This is a genomic window from Mesorhizobium sp. M2D.F.Ca.ET.226.01.1.1 (genome assembly GCF_004022705.2).
GTDB lineage: Bacteria > Pseudomonadota > Alphaproteobacteria > Rhizobiales > Rhizobiaceae > Mesorhizobium.
The window spans coordinates 1-22,656 of sequence record NZ_RZOY02000013.1 but is presented as its reverse complement, the minus strand read 5'-3'; the positions used below and the strand labels follow the sequence as shown (position 1 = coordinate 22,656).

Sequence of the window (22,656 nt, the reverse complement as noted above, 5' to 3'; positions counted from 1 at the left end):
ATGCCAAAAACGGATGGAGCCGACGAGGCTCTCAATCGGGTCAACACCAATTCCAGGGCGTCAGAGCTCCGCATCATCGACATGCGGGTGGCCGAGATCGTCGGCGCGCCTTTCACCTCGGCGCTGCTCAAGATCTACACCAACCAGGGCATTGTCGGGCTCGGCGAGGTGCGCGACGGCGCCAGCGCCACCTTTGCGCTGATGCTGAAAAGCCGACTTCTCGGCGAGAATCCTTGCGACATCGACCGCCTGTTCCGCCGCATCAAGCAGTTCGGCGGCCATGGGCGGCAGGGCGGCGGCGTCTCGGCGGTCGAGATCGCGCTCTGGGACCTCGCCGGCAAGGCCTATGGCGTGCCGATCTACCAGATGCTCGGCGGCAGGTTTCGCGATCAAGTGCGCGTCTATTGCGATACCGACGCCGAGAAGCCGAGCGGCACGGAGACCGGCAAGCGCCTCAAGGCGCGCATGGAGCGCGGCTTCACCTTCCTCAAGATGGATCTGGGGCTGATGCAGGTCGCCCACATTCCGGGCGCTGTCACAGCGCCCGCCGGCGCGCTCGAAGGGTTTCACGCCAACCCGCGCGGCCGCGGCGGCACGCTCGCGGAGCGCAAGGCCCGCAATCTCGCCTACGACACGCAGAATGTGCGGCACCCGTTCACGGGCCTGCATTTCACCGAAAAGGGTATAGACCTGCTGGAGCAATATATCCACGAGGTCCGTGAGGTCGTCGGTTACGAGATCCCCTTGGCTATTGATCATGTCGGCCACATCTCGCTGCAGGACGGCATCCGCCTGTCGCGCCGTATCGAGAAGTATGTCCCTGCCTGGCTCGAGGACGTGATCCCCTGGCAGTACACCGAGCAATACCGGCAGTTGCAGCAGGCGACCTCCGTGCCGATCTGCACCGGCGAGGACATCTACCTCAAGGAGGGTTTCGAGCCTCTGCTGAAGAGCGGCGGCGTCTCCATAATCCACCCGGACCTGCTCACCAGCGGCGGCATCCTGGAGACCAAGAAGATCGGCGACATGGCGCAGGACCACGGTGTCGCCATGGCGATCCATATGGCCGAAAGCCCGATCGCCGCGATGGCCGCGGCGCATGTCGCGACCGCGACCGAAAACTTCATGGCGCTCGAATACCACTCCGCCGATGTCGATTGGTGGGATGACATCGTCACAGGCCTTCCCAAGCCGCTCGTCAAGGACGGCTTCATCACCGTGTCCGACAGACCGGGGCTGGGCATAGACGATGTGGTCGACGAGGTGATCTCGCAGCATCTGCAGCCCGGTGTCACGGGGATATGGCAATCGACCGAGCATTGGGACAATGAATACAGCTGGGACCGGACCTGGAGCTAGCCCAGACTCTCTGTCCTCATTCCCCCAGGCTCACAGGGCCACCGCCCCGAGCATTTGCGTCGACCTCTCCGAAGCGAGAGGCGAAGAAAGAAACGGACGAAACGATGATCTACGAACTGCGTATCTATGACTGCCTGCCGGGCAGGCTGCCGGCTTTGCTCAAGCGCTTTTCCGACCAGACGCTGGCCATCTGGGAGAGGCACGGCATCCGCCAAGCCGGGTTCTTCACCACGGTGATCGGCGAAAACAGCAATCGCCTCACCTATTTACTCGCCTGGGAATCGCTGGCCGAGCGTCAGGCGAAATGGACGGCTTTCGTCACCGATCCGGCATGGCACAGGGCCGTCGACGAGTCTCAGCGCGACGGGCAGATCATTGCCAATATCAGCAGCCAGTTGCTCACGCCGACAGCTTTCTCGTCTGTGAAATAGGACTGCGCCATGAAGATCATCGACCTGCGCTGCGCCGTCATCGGCAAGCACCCGATCGTTCGCATCGTCACCGACGAGGGCCTCCATGGCCTGGGCGAGGTCGAGTACACCAAGACCTACCTGAAACCCTTCGTGCTGCATTTCCGCGAGGCGCTGATCGGCGAGGACCCGACCGACGTCGAGCGGGTCATGCTGAAGATCCGCCAGCGCGGTTCGTTCAAGCCCTATGGCGCGGCGGTGAGCGCGATCGAGCATGCGCTGTGGGACATCGCCGGCAAGGCCGCGGGCGTGCCGGTCTACAAACTGCTCGGCGGCAAGGTGCGCGACAAGGTGCGCGTCTATAACGGCTCGATCCGCCGCAAGCGCACGGGCGACCGGCCGGAGGACTACGCCGCCGATGTCAAATGGATGATGGAGCAGCCGCAGAACTTCTTCATGGTCAAGCAGGGCATCTCGTTCCACTCCAACATGAAGGACTCTATCGAGGGCTTCCATTACGGCGTGACGCAAAAGAAGGCCGGCTATCACGGCGCCATGGACCAGGGGGCGATCAGCGAGCGCGGTTTCAACCATATGCTCGACTGCGTGATCGCGATGAAGGAAGTGCTGGGCGACAAGGTCAGCCTGGCGCTCGACTGCGGCCCGGGCTGGATGCTGCCCGACGCGATCAAGTTCGCCCGCGCGGTCGAGAAATACAATTTGATGTGGCTGGAGGACATGCTGACCGGCGACTATGTGCCCTGGGTCAATCCCCAGGCCTATCGCGAGCTGACGACCTCCACCTCGACGCCGATTCATACCGGCGAGCAGATCTACCTGCGCCACAACTTCAAGGAGCTGATCGAGACGCAGGCGGTGCGGGTCATCGGTCCCGATCCGGCCGATATAGGTGGCATCGCCGAGCTCAAATGGGTCGCCGAGCACGCCTATATACACTCGATCCTGATGGCGCCGCACGGCACCGCCAACGGCCTGCTCGGCCTCGGCGCGCTGATCAATGTCTGCGCCACCTTGCCAGCCAACTACATCGCCTTCGAATATCCGAGCGCCTCCGACCCGTGGTGGGAGGAGCTTGTCACCGGATTGCCGCCGCAGATCGTGAAGGACAGCATGGTGGACTTGCTGGAAGCGCCGGGGCTAGGGCTCGATATCGACGCCGAGGCGGCAAGAAAATATCTCAGGGAAGAGGATGCCGGCTTCTTCGACTGACCGCCAATGGCAACTTCGAGGATCAATTCAGCAGGAACTGCCGGCTTCGCATCCTGGTATACGCGCCCAGTTCCAGAACCGGAACACCCTGCCCATTTTGTTGGGCATCATGAATATCTCCTCCGCATGGGAAAAGCCGGCGTCCTCGCCCATTCCGAGCCATCTGGTGACGGTTTCCGGGAAATCGGCCAGAAGCATGTGTCTTTCCATCGAAGCAAATTCCTCATCCGAAACGGCCGACCACTCGTGGCGCAACAGGGAAAAGCGCGCGAGCCACGCGGTGCGATCCTCTTCTTCGAACAGCGCAGGCTCAGAGATGACAAACAGGCCCGTCCCGCCCAGGGCTCGCCGGGCGTCATGCATCAGTTGTGCCTTTCCTGCTGCCGGAAGATGGTGCAGCGACATGCCGATCCAGATTACATCGACCGGCTCACACCATTTTTCCATCGCTTGCGCGAAATCGCTGCAGCGCAGCTCGACCGGACAAGGCAGGCCATCGAGTTCCTGAGCCGCCAGTCGCAGACATGCCTTGGACAAGTCGATGCCGACGTAATTGCCAATCGCCATCGTCCTCAGCATTGCGGCGGAGGCGCTGGCATCCCCACAGGCGATGTCGAGAAACCGGAATGACGCCGGTGCGTGCTCGACAAGCAAACCGCGGAGGATGCCGTACACCTCGCGATGGAACATGAGGTTCGCTCCCATGATCCTGCGATATGTTTGCAGTTCCCTGTTGAACATATCCTGAGAGCCGGCGGCGTCGCTTGCTGCGACCAACATACTGTCGTTCGAGGAACCTCCCATCGCAATCCTCCCCCCGATGAATGCCGCCATTTTTTGTTTTCACGTTGGGATTCTGGCGTTGCTTCCCATTGCATGAAGGTGGAGCGCACGGAACACCGCCGTGTGCGCTGGCGTAGCAACCCCCAGTTTCATTCCCAGATGATGCATCCGCCCGGAAAGCCAAGCCACCTCGATGGGCTTTCCTCTTTCGAGATCGTTGGCCATCGAGGATTTCACATGCGGGGGAAATGCAGACCATCTGGTCACGACGCGGTCCACGAACCCATCCGCCATCGGATGCCCCGCCGCGTCGGCAACCGCCATTCCTTCATCCCGCAACTGCTCGATGAAGATGCGCGCCTCCGGATCGGCAAGAATAGGGCCGATGCCCGAACGCATGAGCGACGTCCCCCCAGAGAAGGCGGCGAGCGTTACGAACTTCTCCCAGAGCACATCATCGATGTCGGCAACCGGTTTCAGTTCAAGCCCGATGGAGCGATCGCACAGCGTTTTCAGCTCCTGGATGACAGGATCATGCTGGCCGCCGACCAGGATGTGCGGCAGCCCGCCCGAATGGATGACTTCACCCGGTCCGCCAATGAAACCCGAAAGATAGGTGGCGCCGCCAATCACGCGGTCGCCCTGAACGTGACGACGAAGGACATCGATGCTGTCGATGCCGTTTTGCAGTGTAACGACGCGCGTCCTGTCGGTTAAGAGCGGTGCAAGCGATGCGGCCGCCGGCTCGCCGTCGTAAAGTTTGACCGCGAAGATTACGAGATCGACTGGACCGATATCCGCCGTCGCGGCGCTCGCTGACACCGGCGAGAGAACAAAGCTCCCGAGGTCGCTGTGAATTCGCAGCCCGGTATCAAGCATTGCGGCAAGGTGCTCTCCGCGAGCAATGAAGCTCACGTCGGCTCCTGCCTGGGCGAGTCTGGCGCCGATATATCCGCCGATGCCGCCCGCTCCCATCATTGCGACGCGCATGCCATCCCCTCGACGTCACCCGCAATCCACGGCCCGTGGCTCTGGAGCAGCGAAGGCCAGTACGAAGATAATATTAGCAGTTTCTTGACTAACCGACCAGCAGACCGTTGCAATCGCGCGGCCGACGTCATGGCGTGCGGGCGCAAAGCCGCCAACTTCACTGTCTTTCAACGCGCAGCAGGAACCTCACGGAGACCGGTTCGTCACAGCTTGCGAGCAAGATCGTTGATTTCATTGACAAAAAACTAGCTTCGGCCTGACACGAAGCGCCGCCCCAGCCCGGGCGCGCAAAGGCACCTTTGGTGTGTTATATACGCTGCGTTCTCGGGGCGGATACGAGATCGATGGATCAGGAAAGACTTCTAGCCGCAGTCCTCTTAGCCGATGTCGTGGGCAGCACGCCCCTCTATGAGCGCATCGGTGACGAGGCCGCTCTGCGGCAGGTTTCGGATTGCCTGGACGCGATGCGGGCGATCGTCGCGCAACATGGCGGTGACTACATTTACTCGAAGGGCGATGACGTACTTAGCCTGTTCGAGAGCTCGGAGATGGCGCTGAGGGCCGTCAGCCAAATCAGCCACCAATTGACGAAAGGGCCGTTGACCGCCCGCATCGGACTGCATTTCGGGGCGGTCATTCGCGCGCGGGGCGCGGTATTCGGTGACGTTATCAATGTCACCGCAAGATTGTCGACCACGGCCAACCCCGGGGAAGTGCTGATCAGCCAGAGCTTCTTCGAGGCCCTTTCCGCGAGGAGCCGCGGTAGCTTGCGGCTCCTCGACAAAATGGACTTCAAGGGGAAGCAAGAACTCTTCGATGTCTATACCCTGGGGAGCGACGACAGGGCCCTCAGCACGCAGATCGCCAGCGGGAACACCGTTATCGACAGGCGCTTTGCCCCGCCGCAGCCGATCAATCTGATCATCCGCTATGGAGATCAGTTGCGATCCTGCCGAAACAACGAATTCGTGACGATCGGCCGATCCGCGGAATGCAATATTGTCGTCGACCGGCCCTGGGTCTCAAGGCACCACGCGACCTTCACCATTGCGAACGGCAAGGCCCGGCTTATCGAGCGAAGCTCGTCGGGCACATTTGTGTCGATGGGACCCGGCCATGAAGTATTCGTACGCCGCGAAGAAATTCTCCTCTTCGGCTCCGGCGTCATCTCGCCTGGACTGAGGTCGTCCCTCGGCAACGCTCAGGTTCTTCATTACGAAATTGTCTGAGACCGACGCTGCGGGACTCGTTAGCGCGTTGTTTTTACGCATTCCGGACGGAAGGCTACGGCGAAATCGCCGAGCCTGACCACTCACACTTTTCCCGGAATTGCCCTGGCCGCGACCGGCTTCAAGCGGCAGCAGCGATCTCTTCGCCAATTCTGCATGCGCGCGGCGCTGGTTCGCGGGCGCCGACAATGCTCGCAAGCTCGGCGACGAGGGAAGAACCGCTGCTTCGGTTTCGGCGAAGCAAAGGACAGAAAAAGACTTCTTTTGGCGATCTGGCCCGGATGCTCTCTTGCGGGGCCTAGAACACGCAAGGCCCGCCCGGGAGGCGACGCATAACAAGAGAGCGGCTGCGAAACACCGCTTGGCTTAGGCCACCTGAACGGGCCGATGCCGGCAACAGCCATGGGGAACCACGACAATGAAGACATTCCGAAACTGCCTGATGACCGCGGTCAGCGCAGGACTGCTCAGCCTGGGGCTTGCCGCCCCGGCCGACGCCGGCGCCATTCGCCTCGGCATGACCACCTGGGTCGGCTATGGGCCGCTGTTTCTTGCCCGCGACCTCGCCTACTTCAGGGAAGCCGGCGTCGACGTCGACCTGAAAGTGATCGAAGAGTCGGCGCTCTATATGGCGGCGGTCGCCGGCGGCGATCTCGATGGCGCGGCCTCCACGGTCGACGAGCTGATGAAGTACCGTTCCGACGAGCTTTGCTTCAAATATGTCGTGGCGCTTGACGACAGCCACGGCGGCGACGGCGTCGTCACGCAGGCCCAGGTCAAGTCGCTCAAGGATCTGAAGGGCCAGCCCGTCGCCCTGAACGAGGGCTCCGTTTCCGAATTCTGGTTCAACGTGCTCCTGAAAAAGGAAGGCATGACCGAGGACGATGTCAGCGTCACCAACATGACCGCCGACGACGCCGCGGCCGCCTTCATCGCCGGCCAGGTTCCCGCCGCTGTGACCTGGGAGCCGCACCTCGCCGAAGTCCGCAAGGGCGGCAAAGGCAAGGTGCTGATCGACTCTACGACGACGCCCGGCCTGATCGTCGATGTGATCGCGCTCAAATGCGACCTGATCGAGAAGCATCCCGAGGATGTGAAGGCTCTCATCAAGGGCTATTACAAGGCGGTCGACTACATCAAGACCAACCCGGAAAAGGCCTATAAGATCATAGCCAAGGGCATTGGCGGCTATCTCGAGAAGCCTGAGGATTTCGCGGCCGGCGCCCAGGGCGTGCGCTACTACGACCGCGCCCGCAACCTGGAATTCTTCGGCACGCCGGAAAAGAGCGAGGCGTCCGAACTGGTCAATTTCGCGCAGGACATCTGGGGCAAGGCCGGCAAGCTCAAGATGACGATCGACGCGAAGACCATCCTCGACACCAATTACATCAAGGAACAGTGAGCCTTCGAAACCCAACGGGGTCGGCCTGACAGGCCGACCTCTGTTTTTCTCGAAAGCTGTGCTTCGCGCTTTAGATCAACGGAGGCCATCTCATGGCTCAGCGGCGGACGGCGTGGACGCGCCTGACGACCCCATTCGCCAACATTCCGGCCAGCACGGCAACCACGCTCGCATTGGCGATGTGGATTGTCGTGATCGGCGGCTGGGCCTTGCTGTCCTATGGCCGCGTCGTGCCGAACATGTTCCTGCCGACACCCGGAACGGTGCTGCAGACGACGTATCGCATGTCGCTTGACGGCAGCCTTTTCTATCACACCTTGACCAGCGCCAAGGTGGTGCTTCTCGGTTTCATCGTGTCGTCGGTGATCGCGGTGCCGCTGGGGCTGTGGATGGGCACCTACCGGGCGGTGCAGGCGCCGCTGGAGCCGCTGGTCAACTTCATCCGCTATCTGCCTGTGACCTCCTTCGTGCCGCTGTTCATCCTGTGGATCGGCATTGGCATCGAGCAGCGCATAGCAGTCATCTTCTTCGGCACGTTCTTCCAGCAACTGGTGATGATCTCCGACTGCGCGCGCAGCGTCTCCAGGGACCTGGTCAACGCCTCCTACACTTTGGGCACCAAGCGCTCGGAAGCGGTGTGGCATGTCATTTTCCCGGCAGCACTTCCAGCGATCCTCGACACGCTTCGCGTCACCATGGGCTGGGCCTGGACATATCTGGTCGTGGCGGAACTCGTCGCGGCGTCGAGCGGCCTCGGCTATATCAGCCTCAAGGCGATGCGCGGCTTCCAGGTCGATGTGATCTTCATGGCCATCGCCGCGATCGGGCTTCTCGGCCTCATCACCGACACGGCTTTCCGCATTCTTCGTGCAAGGGTCGCGCCATGGGCACCTTGATCATGAACGCAACCTCGCAAACCGCAGCCGGATCAAGGGCAGCAATGACCGAAACCACCAAGGCGAACAACCCGGCCGGGGTGGCCAATGCAGTCGGCGACCCGCGTTCGGCCGGCACCACGATGGCCATCGAGGACGTGACGCTGCGTTATGGCGACGCCAATGGCGCGCTGGCACTGGACGATGTCTCGCTGAAGGTGGCCAAAAACGAGTTCTGCGTCATCGTCGGCCCTTCGGGATGCGGCAAATCCAGCCTGCTCTATCTCGCGGCCGGCCTCAATGACGTGACCTCGGGCAGCATCAAGGTCGACGGCAGGGAAGTGATCGAGCCCGGTCCCGACAGGGGCATGGTGTTCCAGAGCTACACCTTGTTTCCGTGGCTGACGGTGCGCGCCAACATTGAATATGGTCCCAAGCGCAAGGGCCTGCCGGCGGAACAGCGCAGGCAGATCGTCGACCAGTATCTCAACGAGGTCGGCCTCGCGCCTTTTGCGGACCACTATCCCGCGCAGCTCTCAGGCGGCATGAAGCAGCGCGTGGCGATCGCGCGCGCGCTCGCCAACGACCCGGCCGTGCTGTTGATGGACGAGCCGTTCGGCGCGCTTGACAGCCAGACTCGCGGCACCATGCAGAAGCTGCTCCTGCGCGTCTGGGAGCGGCAGCAGAAGACCGTGCTCTTCGTCACCCACGATATCGACGAGGCGCTGGTGCTGGGCGATCGCGTCCTGGTGATGACGGCGAGGCCCGGCAAGATCAAGGCCGAGATCAAGGTCGACATCCCGCGGCCGCGCTCGATGGACGTGATCCTCGAGCCCGACTTCATCGCGCTCAAGCGCCGCATCCTCGGCCTTTTGCACGACGAGATCGACGAGGATCACTAAATAGCCTCTCGACATAGGGTTTCTGAAAAGGTTGCAGGCTTCAGCGCAGACGCTGGGATTGGCCGAAGCCTCTCAGCTTCGTCATCTGCGCGCGTCGCTTCGCTCGCTGCTCCGCCATCGAATGACGTTTGGGGGGCTTAAGGCAATTCCGGACGTTGGCGACGGTTCACCAGCGGTGGCCTACTTGCCCCCGCTACATGTCGCGCCCAGGATCATCTCGGATGCCTTCTGCCCGATCATCATGCTTGGCGCGTTGGTGTTGCCGCCGATCAGCTTCGGCATGACCGAAGCATCCGCGACGCGAAGCCCTTCGACGCCCCGCACCTTCAGCGTCGCCGGATCGACCACGGCCATGGCGTCCGTTCCCATCTTGCAGGTCCCGACCGGGTGATAGACGGTCAGCGCCTCGGCGCGCAGATAGGCGAGGATCTCGTCGTCGCTGCGGACGTCCTTGCCAGGAAGCATCTCCTTGCCGCGCACCGCGTCGAATTCGGGTGAGGCAAAGATCCGTCGCGCGATCTTGATGCCTTCGACCAGCACCATGGCATCGTCTTCATGCGCGAAGAAGCAGTGGTCGATCAGGACGTCGCGTCGGGAGCTGTCCCGCGACAGCCTGATCTCGCCCACGCTTTTCGGCCTGAGCACGCAGGTGTGAATGGCGTAGCCATGGCCGTATTCGATCAGCCTGCCGCGATGGCTGCGATATCCGGGCACGAAGTGGAACTGGATGTCTGGAAGCCCGTTGGCGTGCCTGGTCTTCGCAAAGCCGCCGGCCTCGACATAGTTGGTGGTGAGCATGCCCTTGCGGCGCGCGAAATACTGGAACGGCGCTGCCGCGATACGAGGCAGGTTGGCAAGCGACAGGCCGAGCGTCCTGGTGCTTCTGGAGCGCACGGTGATCATGCCGTCGACATGGTCCTGCAGGTTCTTGCCGACGCCCGGCAGGTCGAGCACCGGCGTGATGCCGATCTGCCGCAGCTCAGCCGCCGGTCCGATGCCTGACGCCATCAGGATCTTGGGCGAGTTGATGGCGCCGGCCGAAAGCAGGATCTCTCGGTTGGCCGAGAACGTCTTCTGCTGGCCCTGATGCCGCACGCGCATCCCCGTGGCGCGACCCTCGGCGATGACCAGATCGATCACCTCGCATTGGCTGAGCAATGTCAGGTTCTTGCGATGAAGCAGCGGACGCATGAAGGCGCTGAAGCTGCTGAAGCGCTGTCCGCGGTCCTGCGTGACGTTGTAGATGCCGACGCCGAACTGGCTCTCGGCATTGAAGTCAGAATTGGCGGGCAGTCCGGCATTTTTACCGGCCTGGACGAACATGCCGGAAAGCACGTTCGGATCGCGCGGATTGTCGACCAAAAGCTCGCCATCGCTGCCGTGATAGCGCGGGTCCTGGGCCTGGAGATTGCGCTCCAGCTTTCTGAACACCGGCAATACGTCGCTGTAGGCCCAGCCGGCGCAGCCGAGCCCGGCCCAGTCGTCATAGTCTTCGGCTGCGCCGCGAATATAGACCATCGAGTTGATCGAGCTCGATCCGCCCACCGCCTTGCCGCGGTTGACCGGAATCCTGCGGTCGTTGAGATGGGGCTGCGGTACGCCGACAAAGCAATAGTCGTAGTTGGGGTTGCCGTAGAGCGAGAGGATGCCGGCCGGCACCTTCACCCGCAGGCTGTTGTCGCTGCCGCCGGCCTCGATCAGGCAGACTCTGACAGATGGGTCGCCGCTCAGCCGATTGGCGACCACGCAACCGGCCGAACCGGCGCCGACGACGATGTAGTCAAAGCTCCCAGTCTGCATGCCCAGCCCCTCGAGAATGCCGGAACTCTAGGTGCGTCCATGGGTGCGAGAAATTCGGAAATGGTTACGCGTGACTTCGGAGATTCGTTATGGGCTCGCGCCGGCACGTGCTGCTACTTGTGAGCGCCAGCAAGAAGCGGTCGGATGGCGCAGCCTGTCTGCATCCACCCGCTACCCAAGATCGGTTTCATCCCGCGCAGCGGAAGCTGCCGGATGGTCAAAAAAGGACTGAGCATGTCGGTTGAAACGGTAGACACGCTTGTCGTCGGTGGAGGCCAGGCCGGGGTGGCCATGAGCGAGCACCTGAGCAAATGCGGCGTGCCTCATCTGGTTCTCGAGCGCGGCCGGATTGCCGAGCGCTGGCGCTCGCAGCGCTGGGACTCGCTCGTCGCCAACGGTCCGGCCTGGCATGACCGGTTCCCGGGCATGGAATTTCCGGTGACAGGTCCCGATGGCTTTCCGCCCAAGGAGGAGGTCGCCGACTATTTCGTCGCCTACGCTAAGCAGATCAATGCGCCGATCCGCTGCGGCGTCGAAGTCAAGCTGGTGCAGAGGAATGTCGGCCGTCCGGGATTCCGCGTCGAGACGTCTGACGGCGTGATCGAAGCCAACAGCGTCGTTGCCGCGACCGGACCTTTCCAGGTTCCCGTCATCCCGCCTCTCGTCCCCGCGGATAGCGGCATCCGGCAGATCCATTCGAGCGCCTACCGCAACCCGGCGCAGTTGCCGAAGGGCGCGGTGCTGGTGGTCGGCGCGGGATCGTCGGGCGTGCAGATCGCCGACGAGCTGCAGCGCTCAGGCAGGCGCGTCTATCTTTCGGTCGGCGCGCATGACCGTCCGCCGCGCGCCTATCGCGGGCGCGACTTCTGCTGGTGGCTGGGCGTGCTCGGCAAATGGGACCTCGAAACGCCGGGGCCCGGCACGGAACATGTCACGATAGCGGTCAGCGGCGCGCGCGGCGGCGAGACGATCGATTTCCGCCGGCTGGCCGCGCAAGGGCTCACGCTGGTCGGCATGACAAAGACATACCGGGACGGCGTGATGAGCTTCGCGCCGGACCTTGCGAAGAATATTGCCCGTGGCGACGCCAATCTGATGTCGCTGCTGGACGAGGCCGACGCCTATGTCGCGCGCAACGGCCTCGACCTTCCGGAAGAGCCGGCGGCTCGCCGGATCGACCCCGATCCGGACTGCGTGACCAATCCGATCCTCAATCTCGATCTTGCCGAAGCCGGCGTGGCGACAATCATCTGGGCGACAGGCTTTGCCGTCGACTACAGCTGGCTGAAGGTCGATGCCTTCGACGAGAAGGGCCGGCCACGGCATCAGCGCGGCGTCTCGGTCGAGCCGGGGATCTATTTCCTGGGACTGCCCTGGCAGTCGCGCAGGGGGTCGAGCTTCATCTGGGGCGTCTGGCACGATGCCAAGCATGTCGCAGACCGTATTTCGACGCAGCGCAAATATCTCGCCTACCACGCCGCCGCTAAGCGCGAACCCGTGGACGCCTGACCAAAGCTGCGAGCCCGACCCCTGATGGAGACCAAGATGGCGCATACGCGAATTCGCAAATTCAACACCAAGGACACCTATCCCGAGCAGAAGCTCGACAACGACCTCTGCCAGGCGGTCGTCACGCGCGGCGGCAGGACTGTCTATCTGCGCGGCCAGTGCCCGCAGGACCTCGACACCGCCAAGAACATCGACAGCCACGATCCGGTCGAGCAGACGCATAAGGTCATGCAGAACATCAGGCAGCTCATCGAGGAGTGCGGCGGCAGAATGGAGCATCTGGTGAAGGTGGTGGTCTACATCACCGACGTCCGCCATCGCGAGGCCGTCTACCGGACGATGGGCGAATATATCAAGGGCGTGCATCCGGTTTCGACCGGGCTGGTCGTGTCGGCACTCGCGCGGCCGGAATGGCTGGTCGAGATCGACGGCACCGCCGTCATCCCGGACTAAGCGCCATGACCTTCTCCATCGTCGCGCGCTGCCGGCGCACAGGCATGTTCGGGGTGGCGGTGTCCTCGTCGTCCCCAGCTGTCGCCGCCCGCTGCGCCTATGCGCAGGCCGGCGTCGGCGCGGTCGCCAGCCAGAACGTCACCGACCCGACGCTTGGGGTCCGGGCCTTGGAGCTGATGGCGCTTGGCGCTTCCGCCGCCGAGGCCGTCGCGATCATCAAGCGCACGGCGGCCTTCAGCGAATACCGGCAGGTGCTCGCGGTCGACGCGGCCGGCGGCAGCGCCATTCATTCCGGACCGAAAGCGCTCGGCATCTGGGCCGAAGCGCGCGGCGAGGATGTCGCCTGCGGCGGAAATTTGCTCGCCAACGACGGAATTCCACAGGCCATGGTCGATGCGTTCCTCGCGTCCGAGGGCCATCTCGGCGACCGGCTGATCGCCACGATGCGTGCCGCGCTCAAGGCCGGCGGGGAGGCAGGGCCCGTTCGCTCCGCCGGCATGAAGCTGGTGCGCGATGTATCCTGGCCCGTCGCCGACCTGCGCTGCGACTGGACCGAGGACTGCCCGATCGAGCAACTCGCAACGCTGTGGGGGATCTACAAACCGCAGCTCGATGCCTACGTCACCCGCGCCCTCAATCCGTCCGATGCGCCGAGCTACGGCGTGCCCGGTGACGAGTAGTACCAGCAGCCTGGAGCAAGCCTGAGCGAACTCAGTCACAACGACTGGATCGGCAAGGCATCCGCGATTCGTTTTCGCGACAAGGCTTTCATCGACGGCAAGGATCAGCCCGACTTGATTGCAGCGACCAAACGGGCATCATAGACGCCCATGCCGCTCCGCTTCACGCTCAGACAACTCGAATATTTCGTCGCCGTCGGCGAGGCGGGCTCAATTGCCAAGGCGGCCGAGCAGGTGAACGTCTCGCCGCCGTCGATCTCGGCATCGATCGCGCAGCTCGAAGCGGAGTTCGGCGTCCAGCTCTTCGTGCGTAAGCATTCGCACGCGCTGGCGCTGACGGCGGGCGGGCGCCTGTTCCTCAAGGAGGCCGCGCGCCTGCTCAACGACGCGGACGCGCTGCACGACATTGCCGGCGATATCGCCGAAAAGGTGCGCGGACCGCTGGCGGTCGGCTGCCTGCTCACTTTCGCGCAGATCGTGCTGCCGGCGCTGCGCAGAAAGTTCGAGGACGCCTATCCGGATGTGCGCGTCCGCCAGTTCGAGCGCAACCAGGGGCAATTGTTCGAGATGCTGCAGCGTGGCGAAATAGACGCAGCACTCACCTACGATCTCGAATTGTCGCAGGACATGACGTTCGAGCCGCTGGTGCAGTTGCCGGCCTATGTGATGCTGCCGGCCGCGCATCGCCTGGCGGGGAGGGCGGGGATCACGCCGGAGGAGCTGGTCGACGAGCCGATGGTGCTGCTTGATCTGCCCTACAGCCGAGAATATTTCCTCTCGGCTTTCCAGGGCCTGCGACCCAGGATCGCCGAGCGCACCGGCGACATCGCCGTGATGCGCTCGATGGTCGCCAACGGCTTCGGCTACGGTATCGCCAACATGCGGCCGCTTAACACCATGTCGCCGGATGGCAAATTGCTGGTCTTCGTGCCATTGCTGGGCGACATCAGGCCGCTGACCATGGGCATTGCACTGCCCAACGCCGAGCACCGCACGCTGACGGTGCAGGCCTTCATCGATCACTGCCGCCGCTTCGTCGTCGAGCAGGGCGTCTTCGGCACCGAGCGCATCGTCAAGTAAGAGTCACGGCCAGCCTTCGGCGAGCCGCGACAGCAGCCGCTCCAGCATCTCGTCGCAACGCCGCAATTGTTCGATGCTGACAAATTCGTCCGGCTTGTGGCCCTGCGCCATGGAGCCCGGTCCACAGACGACGGAAGGCGTGCCGAGATCGCGGCTGAACAATCCGCCTTCCGTGCCGAAAGCGACTTTCATCGTGTCGTTGGCGCCGGTCAGCGATTTGACGAAAGCGACCGCTTCCGAAGCGGCCGGCGTGTCGAGCCCGGGATAGGTGTTGGTGATTTCGATGTCGATTGAGGCTTCGGGGGCGATCGAAGCGGCGTCAGAGGCAATGCGGGCCGCGGCAGCGCGAAGCCTGTCGAGAATGACGGCGGCATCGTCGGCGGCGACGTTGCGGATCTCGAAGTCGACGACGCAAAGGTTGGGCACGATGTTGAGCGCCACGCCGGCATTGATCTTGCCGACATGCACGGTGGTGTAAGGAATGTCGTAGTCGCCGTCGCGCGCGCCTTCGCGGGCGAGCCGCTCCTGTTCGTCGCGCAAGGCGCGCACGAAATCACAGCCGAGATGGATGGCGTTGAGCGCCAGCGGAGCGAGCGCCGAATGGCCTTCGCGTCCCTTGCAGACGGCGCGCGCCGCAAGCTTGCCCTTGTGCCCCGTGGCCACCTGCATGTTGGTCGGCTCGCCGACGATGCACAGCAGCGGGTGTTGCGGCGCTGCGCGCAGCATCTCGATCAGGTCGCGCACGCCGAGACAGCCGACCTCCTCGTCATAGGAGAGCGCCAGATGCAAGGGCGTGCGCAGCGGCATCTTCGAAGCCTTGAGGCAGGCTGCGAGCGCCGAGGCCACGAAACCCTTCATGTCTGCCGCGCCGCGCCCATAAAGCTTGCCGTCGCGTTGGGTCATCGCGAAGGGCGGCTGCGCCCAGTTCTGGCCATCGACGGGAACGACATCGGTGTGGCCGGACAGCATGATGCCGGGCCTGTCGGCCGGACCGATCATGGCAAAGAGGTTGGCCTTGTGACCGTCGGCGCTGTGGATCAGCTGGCTGGCTATGCCGTTTGCTCCGAGCAACTCCGCCGCATAGCCGATGAGGTCGAGATTCGAGTCACGGCTCACGGTCGGGAAGGCTATCAGCCGTTCGAGTATATCGATGCTGTCCATGTGTCTTGTCCCGTTGCCGCTACCGGCTGTCTACATCGGGCGATGGCCGCCCCTGAAGTCGCATTTGGCTCAGCTTCGATTTATTGCAGCCTAATTCCGGCGACGGGAGATTAGGCGCGTCCTAATCCGCGCAGAAGAATTCCGTAGTTTTCCCGCGCCCACTCCAACTTATGAGTAATCTCCAGAGCAACGGCAGCGCCAAGCCGACGGGAAGGGAGTTCCATGCGCGACCCACGCTACGACATTTTGTTCGAGCCGATGAAGATCGGTCCGGTGACGGCCAAGAACCGCTTCTATCAGGTTCCGCATTGCAATGGCGGCGGCTACCGCGATCCATCGGCCGCGGCCGAGATGCGGCGCATGAAATCCGAAGGTGGATGGGGCGTCATCTTCACCGAGCAGACGGAGATGCACCACACCTCCGAGATCACGCCCTTCATCGAGCTGCGACTATGGGACGACGCCGACATTCCGGCTTTGGCCAAGATGGCCAAGGCCATGCACGAATATGGCGCGTTGGCCGGCGTCCAGCTCGCCTATTCCGGCATCAACGGTCCCAACCTCTACACCAAGGAGGTTCCGCGCGGGCCGTCGGCCCTGCCGATCCGCACCTTCACCAACGATCCGGTGCAGGCGCGCGCCATGGACAAGCAGGATATCCGCGACCTGCGCCGCTGGCACCGCAACGCCTTCAAGCGCGCCAGGCAGGCGGGCTTCGACCTGGTGTGCCTCTATGGCGCGCACGGCTTCGGCATCATCCAGCATTTCCTGTCCACCGCCACCAACCAGCGCAGCGACGAATATGGCGGCTCGCTGGAAAACCGCTCGCGGCTGATGCGCGAGCTGATCGAGGAAGGACGCGACGCGATCGGCGACACCTGCGGCCTGACACTGCGGCTGTCGCTGGACGAGATGATCGGAGAGCTCGGCTTCGCCAATTCGGAGGTCCGCGACATGATCGAGATGCATGCCGAGCTGCCGGATCTGTGGGACCTCGCGCACGGCGCCTGGGAGGATTGCTCGGGGCCATCGCGCTTCAAGGAAGAGGCGGCGCAGGAGAGCCTCGTCTCCGGCATCAAGAAGCTCACCTCGAAGCCGGTCGTCGGCGTCGGCCGCTTCACCTCGCCGGACGTGATGGTCAGGATGCTCAAATCGGGCACGCTCGACTTCATCGGCTGCGCCCGCCCGTCGATCGCCGATCCTTTCCTGCCGAGGAAGATCGAGGAGGGCCGCATCGAGGACATCCGCGAATGCATCGGCTGCAACATCTGCATCACCGGCGACATGACTATGTCGATCTCGCGCTGCACGCAGAACCCGACCTTCATGGAGGAGTGGCGCAAGGGCTGGCATCCGGAGCGCATGCAGGCCAAGGGCGACAGCGACAGCGTGCTGATCGTCGGCGCCGGACCCGCCGGACTGGAAGCCGCCCGCGCGCTTGGCCTGCGCGGCTATCAGGTGGCCTTGGCCGAAGCGGGCACCGAACTCGGCGGCCGCGTGGCGCGCGAGTGCCTGCTGCCCGGCCTCTCGGCCTGGGGCCGGGTGCGCGACTATCGCCAGTACCAGCTCGGCCAGATGCCGAATGTCGACATCTATTTCGAAAGCCGGCTGTCGGCGGACGACATCCTGTCCTTCGGCTTCCAGAATGTCGCCATTGCGACCGGATCGAGCTGGCGGCGCGACGGCGTGGCGCGCGCCCATGTCGTGCCGATGCCGATCGATGCCGCCATGCCGGTCTACACGCCAGACGATCTGATGGACGGCAAGGTGCCGGGGGGCAATGTCGTGCTGTTCGATGACGACCACTATTACATGGGCGGCGTGCTTGCCGAGCTGATGGCGCGCCGGGACGCGAAGGTGACCCTGGTGACCCCTTCGGCCTATGTCTCCGACTGGACCCGCAACACGCTGGAGCAAGGCGCCATCCACCGCCGCCTGGCGGAGCTGGGCGTCGATATCGTCCTCAACCGGACCGTCACGAGCATCGCTTCGGGCGGCGTGGTCACGGCCTGCGTCTACACAGGCGCGCGGCAGGAGCTGGCGGCCGATGCCGTCGTCCTGGTCACGTCGCGCAATCAGGACGATGCCGTCTGGCACGCGCTGAAAGCCCGGGAAAACGAGTGGGCCGGCAGCGGCATCCGCTCGGTCAAGGTCATTGGCGATGCCGAAGCGCCAGGGCCGATCGCCTGGGCCACCTATGCCGGTCACCGTTTCGCCCGCGAGCTGGACGAAGCCGATATCGGCGATGCCTTGCCCTTCCGGCGTGAGGTGACGGCGCTGGCCGCCGACTCCTGATCGGCGGCGGCCAGCGCCGTCTTGCGCGCGTGACGGGAGGCTGCGCCAGGACCCGGGTGGGGGTTGGGGCCAACATCGCCGGTTGGCGCCGGGCGGGGAGTGTTTCCGTGGGTCTGGCAGTCGATAACGTCGTTCCGACCGAACGGGTGATGCGCGACGGCAAGGGCCGTTCGGCGCTTCCCGTCGAAAAACGAATCCTGTTCTTTCGGCGAACTCGCAATTTCGTTCCTCTACTATTTTTATAGATTTACCTAGCCTCAACCCGTTCAACCTGCTTAGCGCCGTTTGCGGCAGCCAAATCGAATGGGAGCGACCATGTTCAGCCTGACAAGACGTGTCTTTGGCATAGGCCTGCTTGCGCTTGCCGCGACGGCATCGCTTGGGGTCCAGGCGCAAGAGCTGAAGCAGTTCAACATCGGCTACCAGAAGACCGGCCTGCCGGTGATTGCCCGGCAGCAGCAGATCATCGAGAAGGCGCTGGCGGGCAAAGGCGTCACGGTCAAATGGGTCGAGTTCACCGCCGGCCCGCCACTGGTGGAGGCCCTGAATGTCGGCGCCATCGATGTCGGCTGGACCGGCGACGCGCCACCGATCTTCGGCCAGTCGGCCGGCGCCAACATCGTCTATGCCGCGGCGCTGCCCTCCAATGGCCAGGGCGAGGCGATCTTCGTCAAGCCGGCCTCCCCGATCCAGTCGCTGGCCGATCTCAAGGGCAAGCGCATCGGCGTCGGCAAGGGCACCAGCGCGCACAATCTGGTCGTTGCCGCCCTGGAAAAGACCGGTATCCCGTTCGACCAGATCACGCCCGTCTACCTCAGCCCCGCCGATGCGGCGGCCGCTTTCGCCAGCGACCAGATCGATGCATGGGCTGTCTGGGATCCGTTCTTCGCCATCGCTGAAACGCGCTATCAGCCGCGGGTGCTTGCCCGCTCCGCCGACGTGCTCCAGGTCAACACCTATTTCCTCGCCAACAAGGATTTCGCCAAGGCGCATCCGGATTTCGTCTCGACGACGATTGCAGCGCTTGGCGATGCCGCGAAATGGGCGGACCAGAATCGCAACAAGGTGGCCGAGGCGCTGCATGAGGTCACCGGCGTGCCGCTCGATGCGCAGACGATCGCCGCCAACCGCACCAAGTTCGGCATCTATCCGATCACCGCCGAGATCGTCGCCGGCCAGCAGGCGACGGCCGACCGCTTCTTCAAGCTCGGGCTGATCCCGAAAGCCGTGCGGGTTTCCGACGCCGTCTGGACCGCGCCGGGCAACTGATTTCCTTTCACGGCGCCGGGCGGCGAACCCCCGGCGCCGCCGTGTTTCTCCTGCCTTCTCCCGGGTATCAGCCATGACTGCTTCAGCCAACCCGCTCGATTTCTTCTGGTTCATCCCGACGCATGGCGACGGAACCTATCTCGGCACGGGGAAGCAGCAGCGTCCGCCGGAATTCGGTTACTTCAAGGAGATCGCGCAGGCGGTGGACCGGCTGGGCTTCCCCGGTGTGCTTCTGCCCACCGGGCAGAATTGCGAGGATTCCTGGATCACGGCCACTGGCCTTGCGACGCTGACCGAGAAGCTGAAGTTCCTGGTCGCGCTGCGACCGGGCGTGACGCTGCCAACCTTCGCGGCACGACAGACGGCTGCCTTGGACAGGGTGAGCAAAGGCCGCCTGCTGCTCAATGTGGTGGTCGGCGGCAATCCGACCGAGCTTGCCGGCGACGGCATCTTCCTGCCGCATGACGAGCGCTATGCGCAGGCGCAGGAATTCCTCACCATCTGGCGCAAGCTGGTCTCCGGCGAGCGGGTGAACTTCGAAGGCAAGTATTACCGCGTGGAGAATGGCCGCCTCGATCTCCTGCCGCTGCAGGAGCGGCCGCCGCTCTATTTCGGCGGCTCCTCCGACGCCGGGCAGGATCTCGCGGCCGACCTCGCCGACATGTATCTCACCTGGGGCGAGCCGCCGGCGCAGGTCGCTGAAAAGATCGCCTCGGCGCGCGCCAAGGCTATGGCGCGTGGCCGCAAGCTGCGCTTCGGCATCAGGCTGCATTTCATCGTACGCGAGACCGAGGACGAGGCCTGGCGCGCGGCCGAGCGGCTGATCAGGCATGTCACCGACGCGCAGATCGAGAACGCGCAGGCGCGGTTCCTCAAGGAGATGGACTCCGTCGGCCAGCGACGCATGGCCGAGCTGCATGGCGGCCGTCGTGACCGGCTCGTCGTCTCGCCCAATTTGTGGGCCGGCGTCGGCCTGGTGCGCGGCGGCGCCGGCACCGCGCTGGTCGGCACGCCGGAGCAGATCGTCGAGCGCATCCGCGAATACCAGGCGATCGGCATCGATACCATCATCGGTTCCGGCTACCCGCATCTCGAGGAAGCTTACCGCGTCGCCGAATTGCTGTTTCCGCGCCTTGGCCTGGGCACGAGGCGGCTCAAGGCGCATGACGACATCGCCAACGAATTCTCGGTCGGCTTCCATGGCGCCGGCCGTCTGCAGGCGGCGTCATGAGTCTGGCCAAGCGCCTTGCCCGCAACGGCACCGCCGGCTGGCTGCTGCCCGCGGCAATCATCGCCGGCTGGGAGGCAGCCGCGCGCGCCGGGCTTATCCCGGCGAATGTTCTGCCAGCGCCAAGCGCGGTGGCGGAGGCCTTCTGGCGGCTGACGCTGTCCGGCGAGCTGATCCGCAATATCGGCGTTTCGACGCTGCGCGCGCTTTCCGGCTTCGCCATCGGCGGCTCGATCGGCTTCGTGCTCGGCCTCGCAAACGGATTGTCGACGCTCAGCCGCGGGTTGACCGACACGACGCTGCAGATGATCCGCAACATCCCGCATCTGGCGCTGATCCCGCTGGTCATCCTGTGGTTTGGGATCGACGAGCAAGCGAAGCTGTTCCTGGTGGCGCTTGGCGTGTTCTTCCCGATCTATGTCAACACGCTGCTCGGCATCCAAAGTGTCGACCCGCATCTCGTCGAGATGGGCCGCGTCTACGGCATGGGCAGGCGAGAACTGTTCTTGCGCGTGATCCTGCCGGGCGCGCTGCCTTCGATCTTCGTCGGCCTGCGCTATGCGCTTGGCATCATGTGGCTGACGCTGATCGTGGCCGAGACCATCTCCGCCAGTTCGGGTCTCGGCTATATGGCCATGCAGGCGCGCGAGTTCCTTCTGATCGACGTCGTGGTGCTGTCGATCCTGATCTACGCGATGCTCGGCAAGCTTGCCGACTAGCCTTGCTCGTCTGCTCGAGCGGCTGTCGCTCGGCTGGCATCCCGCTTTCCAGAGCCGATGAGGTCTTCGATGTCGGTCGCCAGCCTCACTGCTGCCCGTTCCTTCGCGCCGGCGCCATCGCGGCCGATCGGCACTGTCGAGGGCAGGCGGGCCTTTGCCTTCAAGAGCGTGGGGAAACGCTTCGGTGACCAGACCGTGCTCGACGGCATCGATCTCGACGTGCCGGCCGGACAGTTCCTGGCGGTGATCGGCAAGAGCGGTTGCGGCAAGAGCACGTTGCTTCGGCTGCTCGCCGGGCTCGACAAGCCAACCAGCGGTTCGCTGTCGCTCGGCGCCGTCGAGGAAGGCAACAGCCGCACCCGCTTCATGTTCCAGGAACCCAGGCTCCTGCCCTGGGCGAGCGTGGTCAGGAACGTCGAGGTCGGGCTGACAGGCATTGCCGCCGGCGAGGAGGCGCGGCAGCGCGCGCTTGCCATGCTTGGCGAGGTCGGACTGGCCGAACGCGCCGGCGAATGGCCTTCGGTGTTGTCGGGAGGCCAGAAGCAACGCGTGGCTTTGGCTCGCGCGCTGGTCGGCCAGCCGCAAATCCTCGCGCTCGACGAACCGCTCGGCGCGCTCGACGCGCTGACGCGCATCGAGATGCAAAGATTGCTGGAACGCATTTGGCTCGACCAGAAATTCACCGCGGTGCTCGTGACGCATGACGTGGCGGAGGCCGTCGCGCTTGCGGACCGCGTGGTGGTGATCAGCGCCGGGCGGATCGCGCTCGACATCGATGTGCCCGTAGCCCGGCCGCGTCGGCGCGGCTCGGCCGAATTGGCCAGCCTTGAAGGCGAAATCCTGGACACACTTCTCGGCTAGAGCATTTCAGCGCTTCACGGAAACGATGAAATTCTCTATCTCCTTGTTTTTACGCACTTCCGGCGGAAAACCGCTCACACTTCCTGGAATTGCTCTAGATCTCTCTCGCCCTCGGCAGTGACAGCTGCCAACCTGCCCAGCGCAATTGCAACAGGCCGGCGGCAGCAGCACACCGCAGTCAACGTCGAGGCCCCATCGGGCATCCCGTAGTGGCTGGATATCCGTCACCTCACCGTTCCGTGAAAAATTGTTCGGTGAGAAGCCCTGCAAGGGCGGATCGTTCCTTCTAAGGCGAGCCAGAGTCTATAAAAATTATAGACATTGGACGCCCGCCTCGACATCCTGAGAGAGAGCCACAACATGCCCAATCCAACCGTCGTCGGTTTCTCCGGGAATTTCACGCGGCCGTCGAAGACGCGCG

At 63.7% G+C, this 22,656-nt stretch carries 19 protein-coding genes and 1 pseudogene; 16 read left to right on the top strand and 4 right to left on the bottom strand.

What is annotated here, in order from left to right:
- From EN869_RS26465 to EN869_RS26455, 3 genes are all read left to right on the top strand, one after another.
- Positions 1 to 1,359: a mandelate racemase/muconate lactonizing enzyme family protein gene (locus tag EN869_RS26465; RefSeq protein ID WP_127229963.1), complete on the top strand. Its 1,359-nt coding sequence runs from the start codon at positions 1 to 3 to the stop codon at positions 1,357 to 1,359.
- A 104-nt stretch (positions 1,360 to 1,463) separates the two neighbouring features.
- The gene (locus tag EN869_RS26460) at positions 1,464 to 1,790 is read left to right on the top strand and encodes an NIPSNAP family protein (protein WP_127229964.1); all 327 of its coding nucleotides are present in this window, start codon (positions 1,464 to 1,466) and stop codon (positions 1,788 to 1,790) included.
- Positions 1,791 to 1,799: 9 nt separating this feature from the next.
- Positions 1,800 to 2,999 carry a mandelate racemase/muconate lactonizing enzyme family protein gene (locus EN869_RS26455; RefSeq protein ID WP_127229965.1) on the top strand — a complete coding sequence of 400 codons (1,200 nt, stop codon included), beginning with the start codon at positions 1,800 to 1,802 and terminating at the stop codon, positions 2,997 to 2,999.
- Between the two features lie 27 nt (positions 3,000 to 3,026).
- Here EN869_RS26455 and EN869_RS26450 read toward each other — a convergent pair whose 3' ends face one another.
- Together EN869_RS26450 and EN869_RS26445 are read right to left on the bottom strand one after the other, a co-directional pair.
- Positions 3,027 to 3,833: a class I SAM-dependent methyltransferase gene (locus EN869_RS26450; protein ID WP_127229966.1), complete on the bottom strand. Its 807-nt coding sequence runs from the start codon at positions 3,831 to 3,833 to the stop codon at positions 3,027 to 3,029.
- A gap of 9 nt (positions 3,834 to 3,842) precedes the next feature.
- On the bottom strand, positions 3,843 to 4,772 hold the full coding sequence (locus EN869_RS26445; RefSeq protein WP_245489308.1) for a 2-dehydropantoate 2-reductase: 930 nt from the start codon (positions 4,770 to 4,772) through the stop codon (positions 3,843 to 3,845).
- A 344-nt stretch (positions 4,773 to 5,116) separates the two neighbouring features.
- Between EN869_RS26445 and EN869_RS26440 the strand changes: the two genes are divergently transcribed.
- The 4 genes from EN869_RS26440 to EN869_RS26425 all read left to right on the top strand — a co-directional run bounded on the left by EN869_RS26440 (position 5,117) and on the right by EN869_RS26425 (position 9,180).
- The gene (locus EN869_RS26440; protein ID WP_127229967.1) at positions 5,117 to 6,001 is read left to right on the top strand and encodes an adenylate/guanylate cyclase domain-containing protein; all 885 of its coding nucleotides are present in this window, start codon (positions 5,117 to 5,119) and stop codon (positions 5,999 to 6,001) included.
- 418 nt (positions 6,002 to 6,419) lie between these two features.
- A complete protein-coding gene (locus EN869_RS26435; RefSeq protein WP_127229968.1) occupies positions 6,420 to 7,403 on the top strand; it encodes an ABC transporter substrate-binding protein in 984 nt (327 codons plus the stop codon).
- 92 nt (positions 7,404 to 7,495) lie between these two features.
- Positions 7,496 to 8,299 carry an ABC transporter permease gene (locus tag EN869_RS26430; protein ID WP_127229969.1) on the top strand — a complete coding sequence of 268 codons (804 nt, stop codon included), beginning with the start codon at positions 7,496 to 7,498 and terminating at the stop codon, positions 8,297 to 8,299.
- Between the two features lie 122 nt (positions 8,300 to 8,421).
- Positions 8,422 to 9,180: an ABC transporter ATP-binding protein gene (locus tag EN869_RS26425; protein ID WP_210213828.1), complete on the top strand. Its 759-nt coding sequence runs from the start codon at positions 8,422 to 8,424 to the stop codon at positions 9,178 to 9,180.
- 180 nt (positions 9,181 to 9,360) lie between these two features.
- On the opposite strand, the gene EN869_RS26420 is transcribed toward EN869_RS26425, so the two are convergent.
- Positions 9,361 to 10,980, bottom strand: coding sequence for a GMC family oxidoreductase N-terminal domain-containing protein (locus EN869_RS26420; RefSeq protein WP_127229971.1), 1,620 nt, complete (start codon positions 10,978 to 10,980; stop codon positions 9,361 to 9,363).
- A gap of 234 nt (positions 10,981 to 11,214) precedes the next feature.
- Between EN869_RS26420 and EN869_RS26415 the strand changes: the two genes are divergently transcribed.
- From EN869_RS26415 to EN869_RS26400, 4 genes are all read left to right on the top strand, one after another.
- Complete coding sequence (locus EN869_RS26415) at positions 11,215 to 12,489, top strand: NAD(P)/FAD-dependent oxidoreductase (RefSeq protein ID WP_127229972.1); 1,275 nt, start codon at positions 11,215 to 11,217, stop codon at positions 12,487 to 12,489.
- Between the two features lie 36 nt (positions 12,490 to 12,525).
- Complete coding sequence (locus EN869_RS26410) at positions 12,526 to 12,942, top strand: RidA family protein (protein WP_127229973.1); 417 nt, start codon at positions 12,526 to 12,528, stop codon at positions 12,940 to 12,942.
- 5 nt (positions 12,943 to 12,947) lie between these two features.
- Entirely contained in the window at positions 12,948 to 13,622 is a 675-nt protein-coding gene (locus EN869_RS26405) for a DUF1028 domain-containing protein (protein WP_127229974.1), read from the top strand.
- Between the two features lie 150 nt (positions 13,623 to 13,772).
- On the top strand, positions 13,773 to 14,702 hold the full coding sequence (locus EN869_RS26400; RefSeq protein ID WP_127229975.1) for a LysR family transcriptional regulator: 930 nt from the start codon (positions 13,773 to 13,775) through the stop codon (positions 14,700 to 14,702).
- A 3-nt stretch (positions 14,703 to 14,705) separates the two neighbouring features.
- Here the strand turns inward: EN869_RS26400 and argE are convergent, their stop codons facing one another.
- The gene (gene argE / locus EN869_RS26395) at positions 14,706 to 15,863 is read right to left on the bottom strand and encodes an acetylornithine deacetylase (protein WP_127229976.1); all 1,158 of its coding nucleotides are present in this window, start codon (positions 15,861 to 15,863) and stop codon (positions 14,706 to 14,708) included.
- A 222-nt stretch (positions 15,864 to 16,085) separates the two neighbouring features.
- On the opposite strand from argE, the gene EN869_RS26390 reads away from it, so the two are divergent.
- The 5 genes and pseudogenes from EN869_RS26390 to EN869_RS26370 all read left to right on the top strand — a co-directional run bounded on the left by EN869_RS26390 (position 16,086) and on the right by EN869_RS26370 (position 22,235).
- Positions 16,086 to 18,158: an NAD(P)-binding protein gene (locus tag EN869_RS26390; RefSeq protein ID WP_127229977.1), complete on the top strand. Its 2,073-nt coding sequence runs from the start codon at positions 16,086 to 16,088 to the stop codon at positions 18,156 to 18,158.
- 315 nt (positions 18,159 to 18,473) lie between these two features.
- A complete protein-coding gene (locus tag EN869_RS26385) occupies positions 18,474 to 19,427 on the top strand; it encodes a sulfonate ABC transporter substrate-binding protein (RefSeq protein ID WP_127229978.1) in 954 nt (317 codons plus the stop codon).
- 73 nt (positions 19,428 to 19,500) lie between these two features.
- A complete protein-coding gene (ssuD, locus tag EN869_RS26380; RefSeq protein ID WP_127229979.1) occupies positions 19,501 to 20,658 on the top strand; it encodes an FMNH2-dependent alkanesulfonate monooxygenase in 1,158 nt (385 codons plus the stop codon).
- Positions 20,655 to 21,435, top strand: a pseudogene (locus EN869_RS26375) (ABC transporter permease subunit). Before ssuD ends, EN869_RS26375 begins: the two are co-directional and overlap by 4 nt.
- 8 nt (positions 21,436 to 21,443) lie before the next feature.
- Positions 21,444 to 22,235: an ATP-binding cassette domain-containing protein gene (locus EN869_RS26370; protein WP_127229980.1), complete on the top strand. Its 792-nt coding sequence runs from the start codon at positions 21,444 to 21,446 to the stop codon at positions 22,233 to 22,235.
- The last annotated feature ends 421 nt before the right edge of the window (positions 22,236 to 22,656 follow it).

Excerpts from the sequence above, each read along its gene's own strand:
- EN869_RS26400 (WP_127229975.1), top strand. The coding sequence starts at position 13,773 with ATGCCGCTCCGCTTCACGCTCAGACAACTCGAATATTTCGTCGCCGTC.
- EN869_RS26450 (WP_127229966.1), bottom strand. The coding sequence starts at position 3,833 with ATGGCGGCATTCATCGGGGGGAGGATTGCGATGGGAGGTTCCTCGAAC.
- EN869_RS26465 (WP_127229963.1), top strand. The coding sequence starts at position 1 with ATGCCAAAAACGGATGGAGCCGACGAGGCTCTCAATCGGGTCAACACC.
- EN869_RS26460 (WP_127229964.1), top strand. The coding sequence starts at position 1,464 with ATGATCTACGAACTGCGTATCTATGACTGCCTGCCGGGCAGGCTGCCG.
- EN869_RS26425 (WP_210213828.1), top strand. The coding sequence starts at position 8,422 with ATGGCCATCGAGGACGTGACGCTGCGTTATGGCGACGCCAATGGCGCG.
- EN869_RS26455 (WP_127229965.1), top strand. The coding sequence starts at position 1,800 with ATGAAGATCATCGACCTGCGCTGCGCCGTCATCGGCAAGCACCCGATC.
- ssuD (WP_127229979.1), top strand. The coding sequence starts at position 19,501 with ATGACTGCTTCAGCCAACCCGCTCGATTTCTTCTGGTTCATCCCGACG.
- EN869_RS26370 (WP_127229980.1), top strand. The coding sequence starts at position 21,444 with ATGTCGGTCGCCAGCCTCACTGCTGCCCGTTCCTTCGCGCCGGCGCCA.
- EN869_RS26410 (WP_127229973.1), top strand. The coding sequence starts at position 12,526 with ATGGCGCATACGCGAATTCGCAAATTCAACACCAAGGACACCTATCCC.
- EN869_RS26430 (WP_127229969.1), top strand. The coding sequence starts at position 7,496 with ATGGCTCAGCGGCGGACGGCGTGGACGCGCCTGACGACCCCATTCGCC.
- EN869_RS26415 (WP_127229972.1), top strand. The coding sequence starts at position 11,215 with ATGTCGGTTGAAACGGTAGACACGCTTGTCGTCGGTGGAGGCCAGGCC.
- EN869_RS26440 (WP_127229967.1), top strand. The coding sequence starts at position 5,117 with ATGGATCAGGAAAGACTTCTAGCCGCAGTCCTCTTAGCCGATGTCGTG.
- EN869_RS26445 (WP_245489308.1), bottom strand. The coding sequence starts at position 4,772 with ATGCGCGTCGCAATGATGGGAGCGGGCGGCATCGGCGGATATATCGGC.
- EN869_RS26420 (WP_127229971.1), bottom strand. The coding sequence starts at position 10,980 with ATGCAGACTGGGAGCTTTGACTACATCGTCGTCGGCGCCGGTTCGGCC.
- EN869_RS26385 (WP_127229978.1), top strand. The coding sequence starts at position 18,474 with ATGTTCAGCCTGACAAGACGTGTCTTTGGCATAGGCCTGCTTGCGCTT.
- EN869_RS26435 (WP_127229968.1), top strand. The coding sequence starts at position 6,420 with ATGAAGACATTCCGAAACTGCCTGATGACCGCGGTCAGCGCAGGACTG.
- EN869_RS26405 (WP_127229974.1), top strand. The coding sequence starts at position 12,948 with ATGACCTTCTCCATCGTCGCGCGCTGCCGGCGCACAGGCATGTTCGGG.
- argE (WP_127229976.1), bottom strand. The coding sequence starts at position 15,863 with ATGGACAGCATCGATATACTCGAACGGCTGATAGCCTTCCCGACCGTG.
- EN869_RS26390 (WP_127229977.1), top strand. The coding sequence starts at position 16,086 with ATGCGCGACCCACGCTACGACATTTTGTTCGAGCCGATGAAGATCGGT.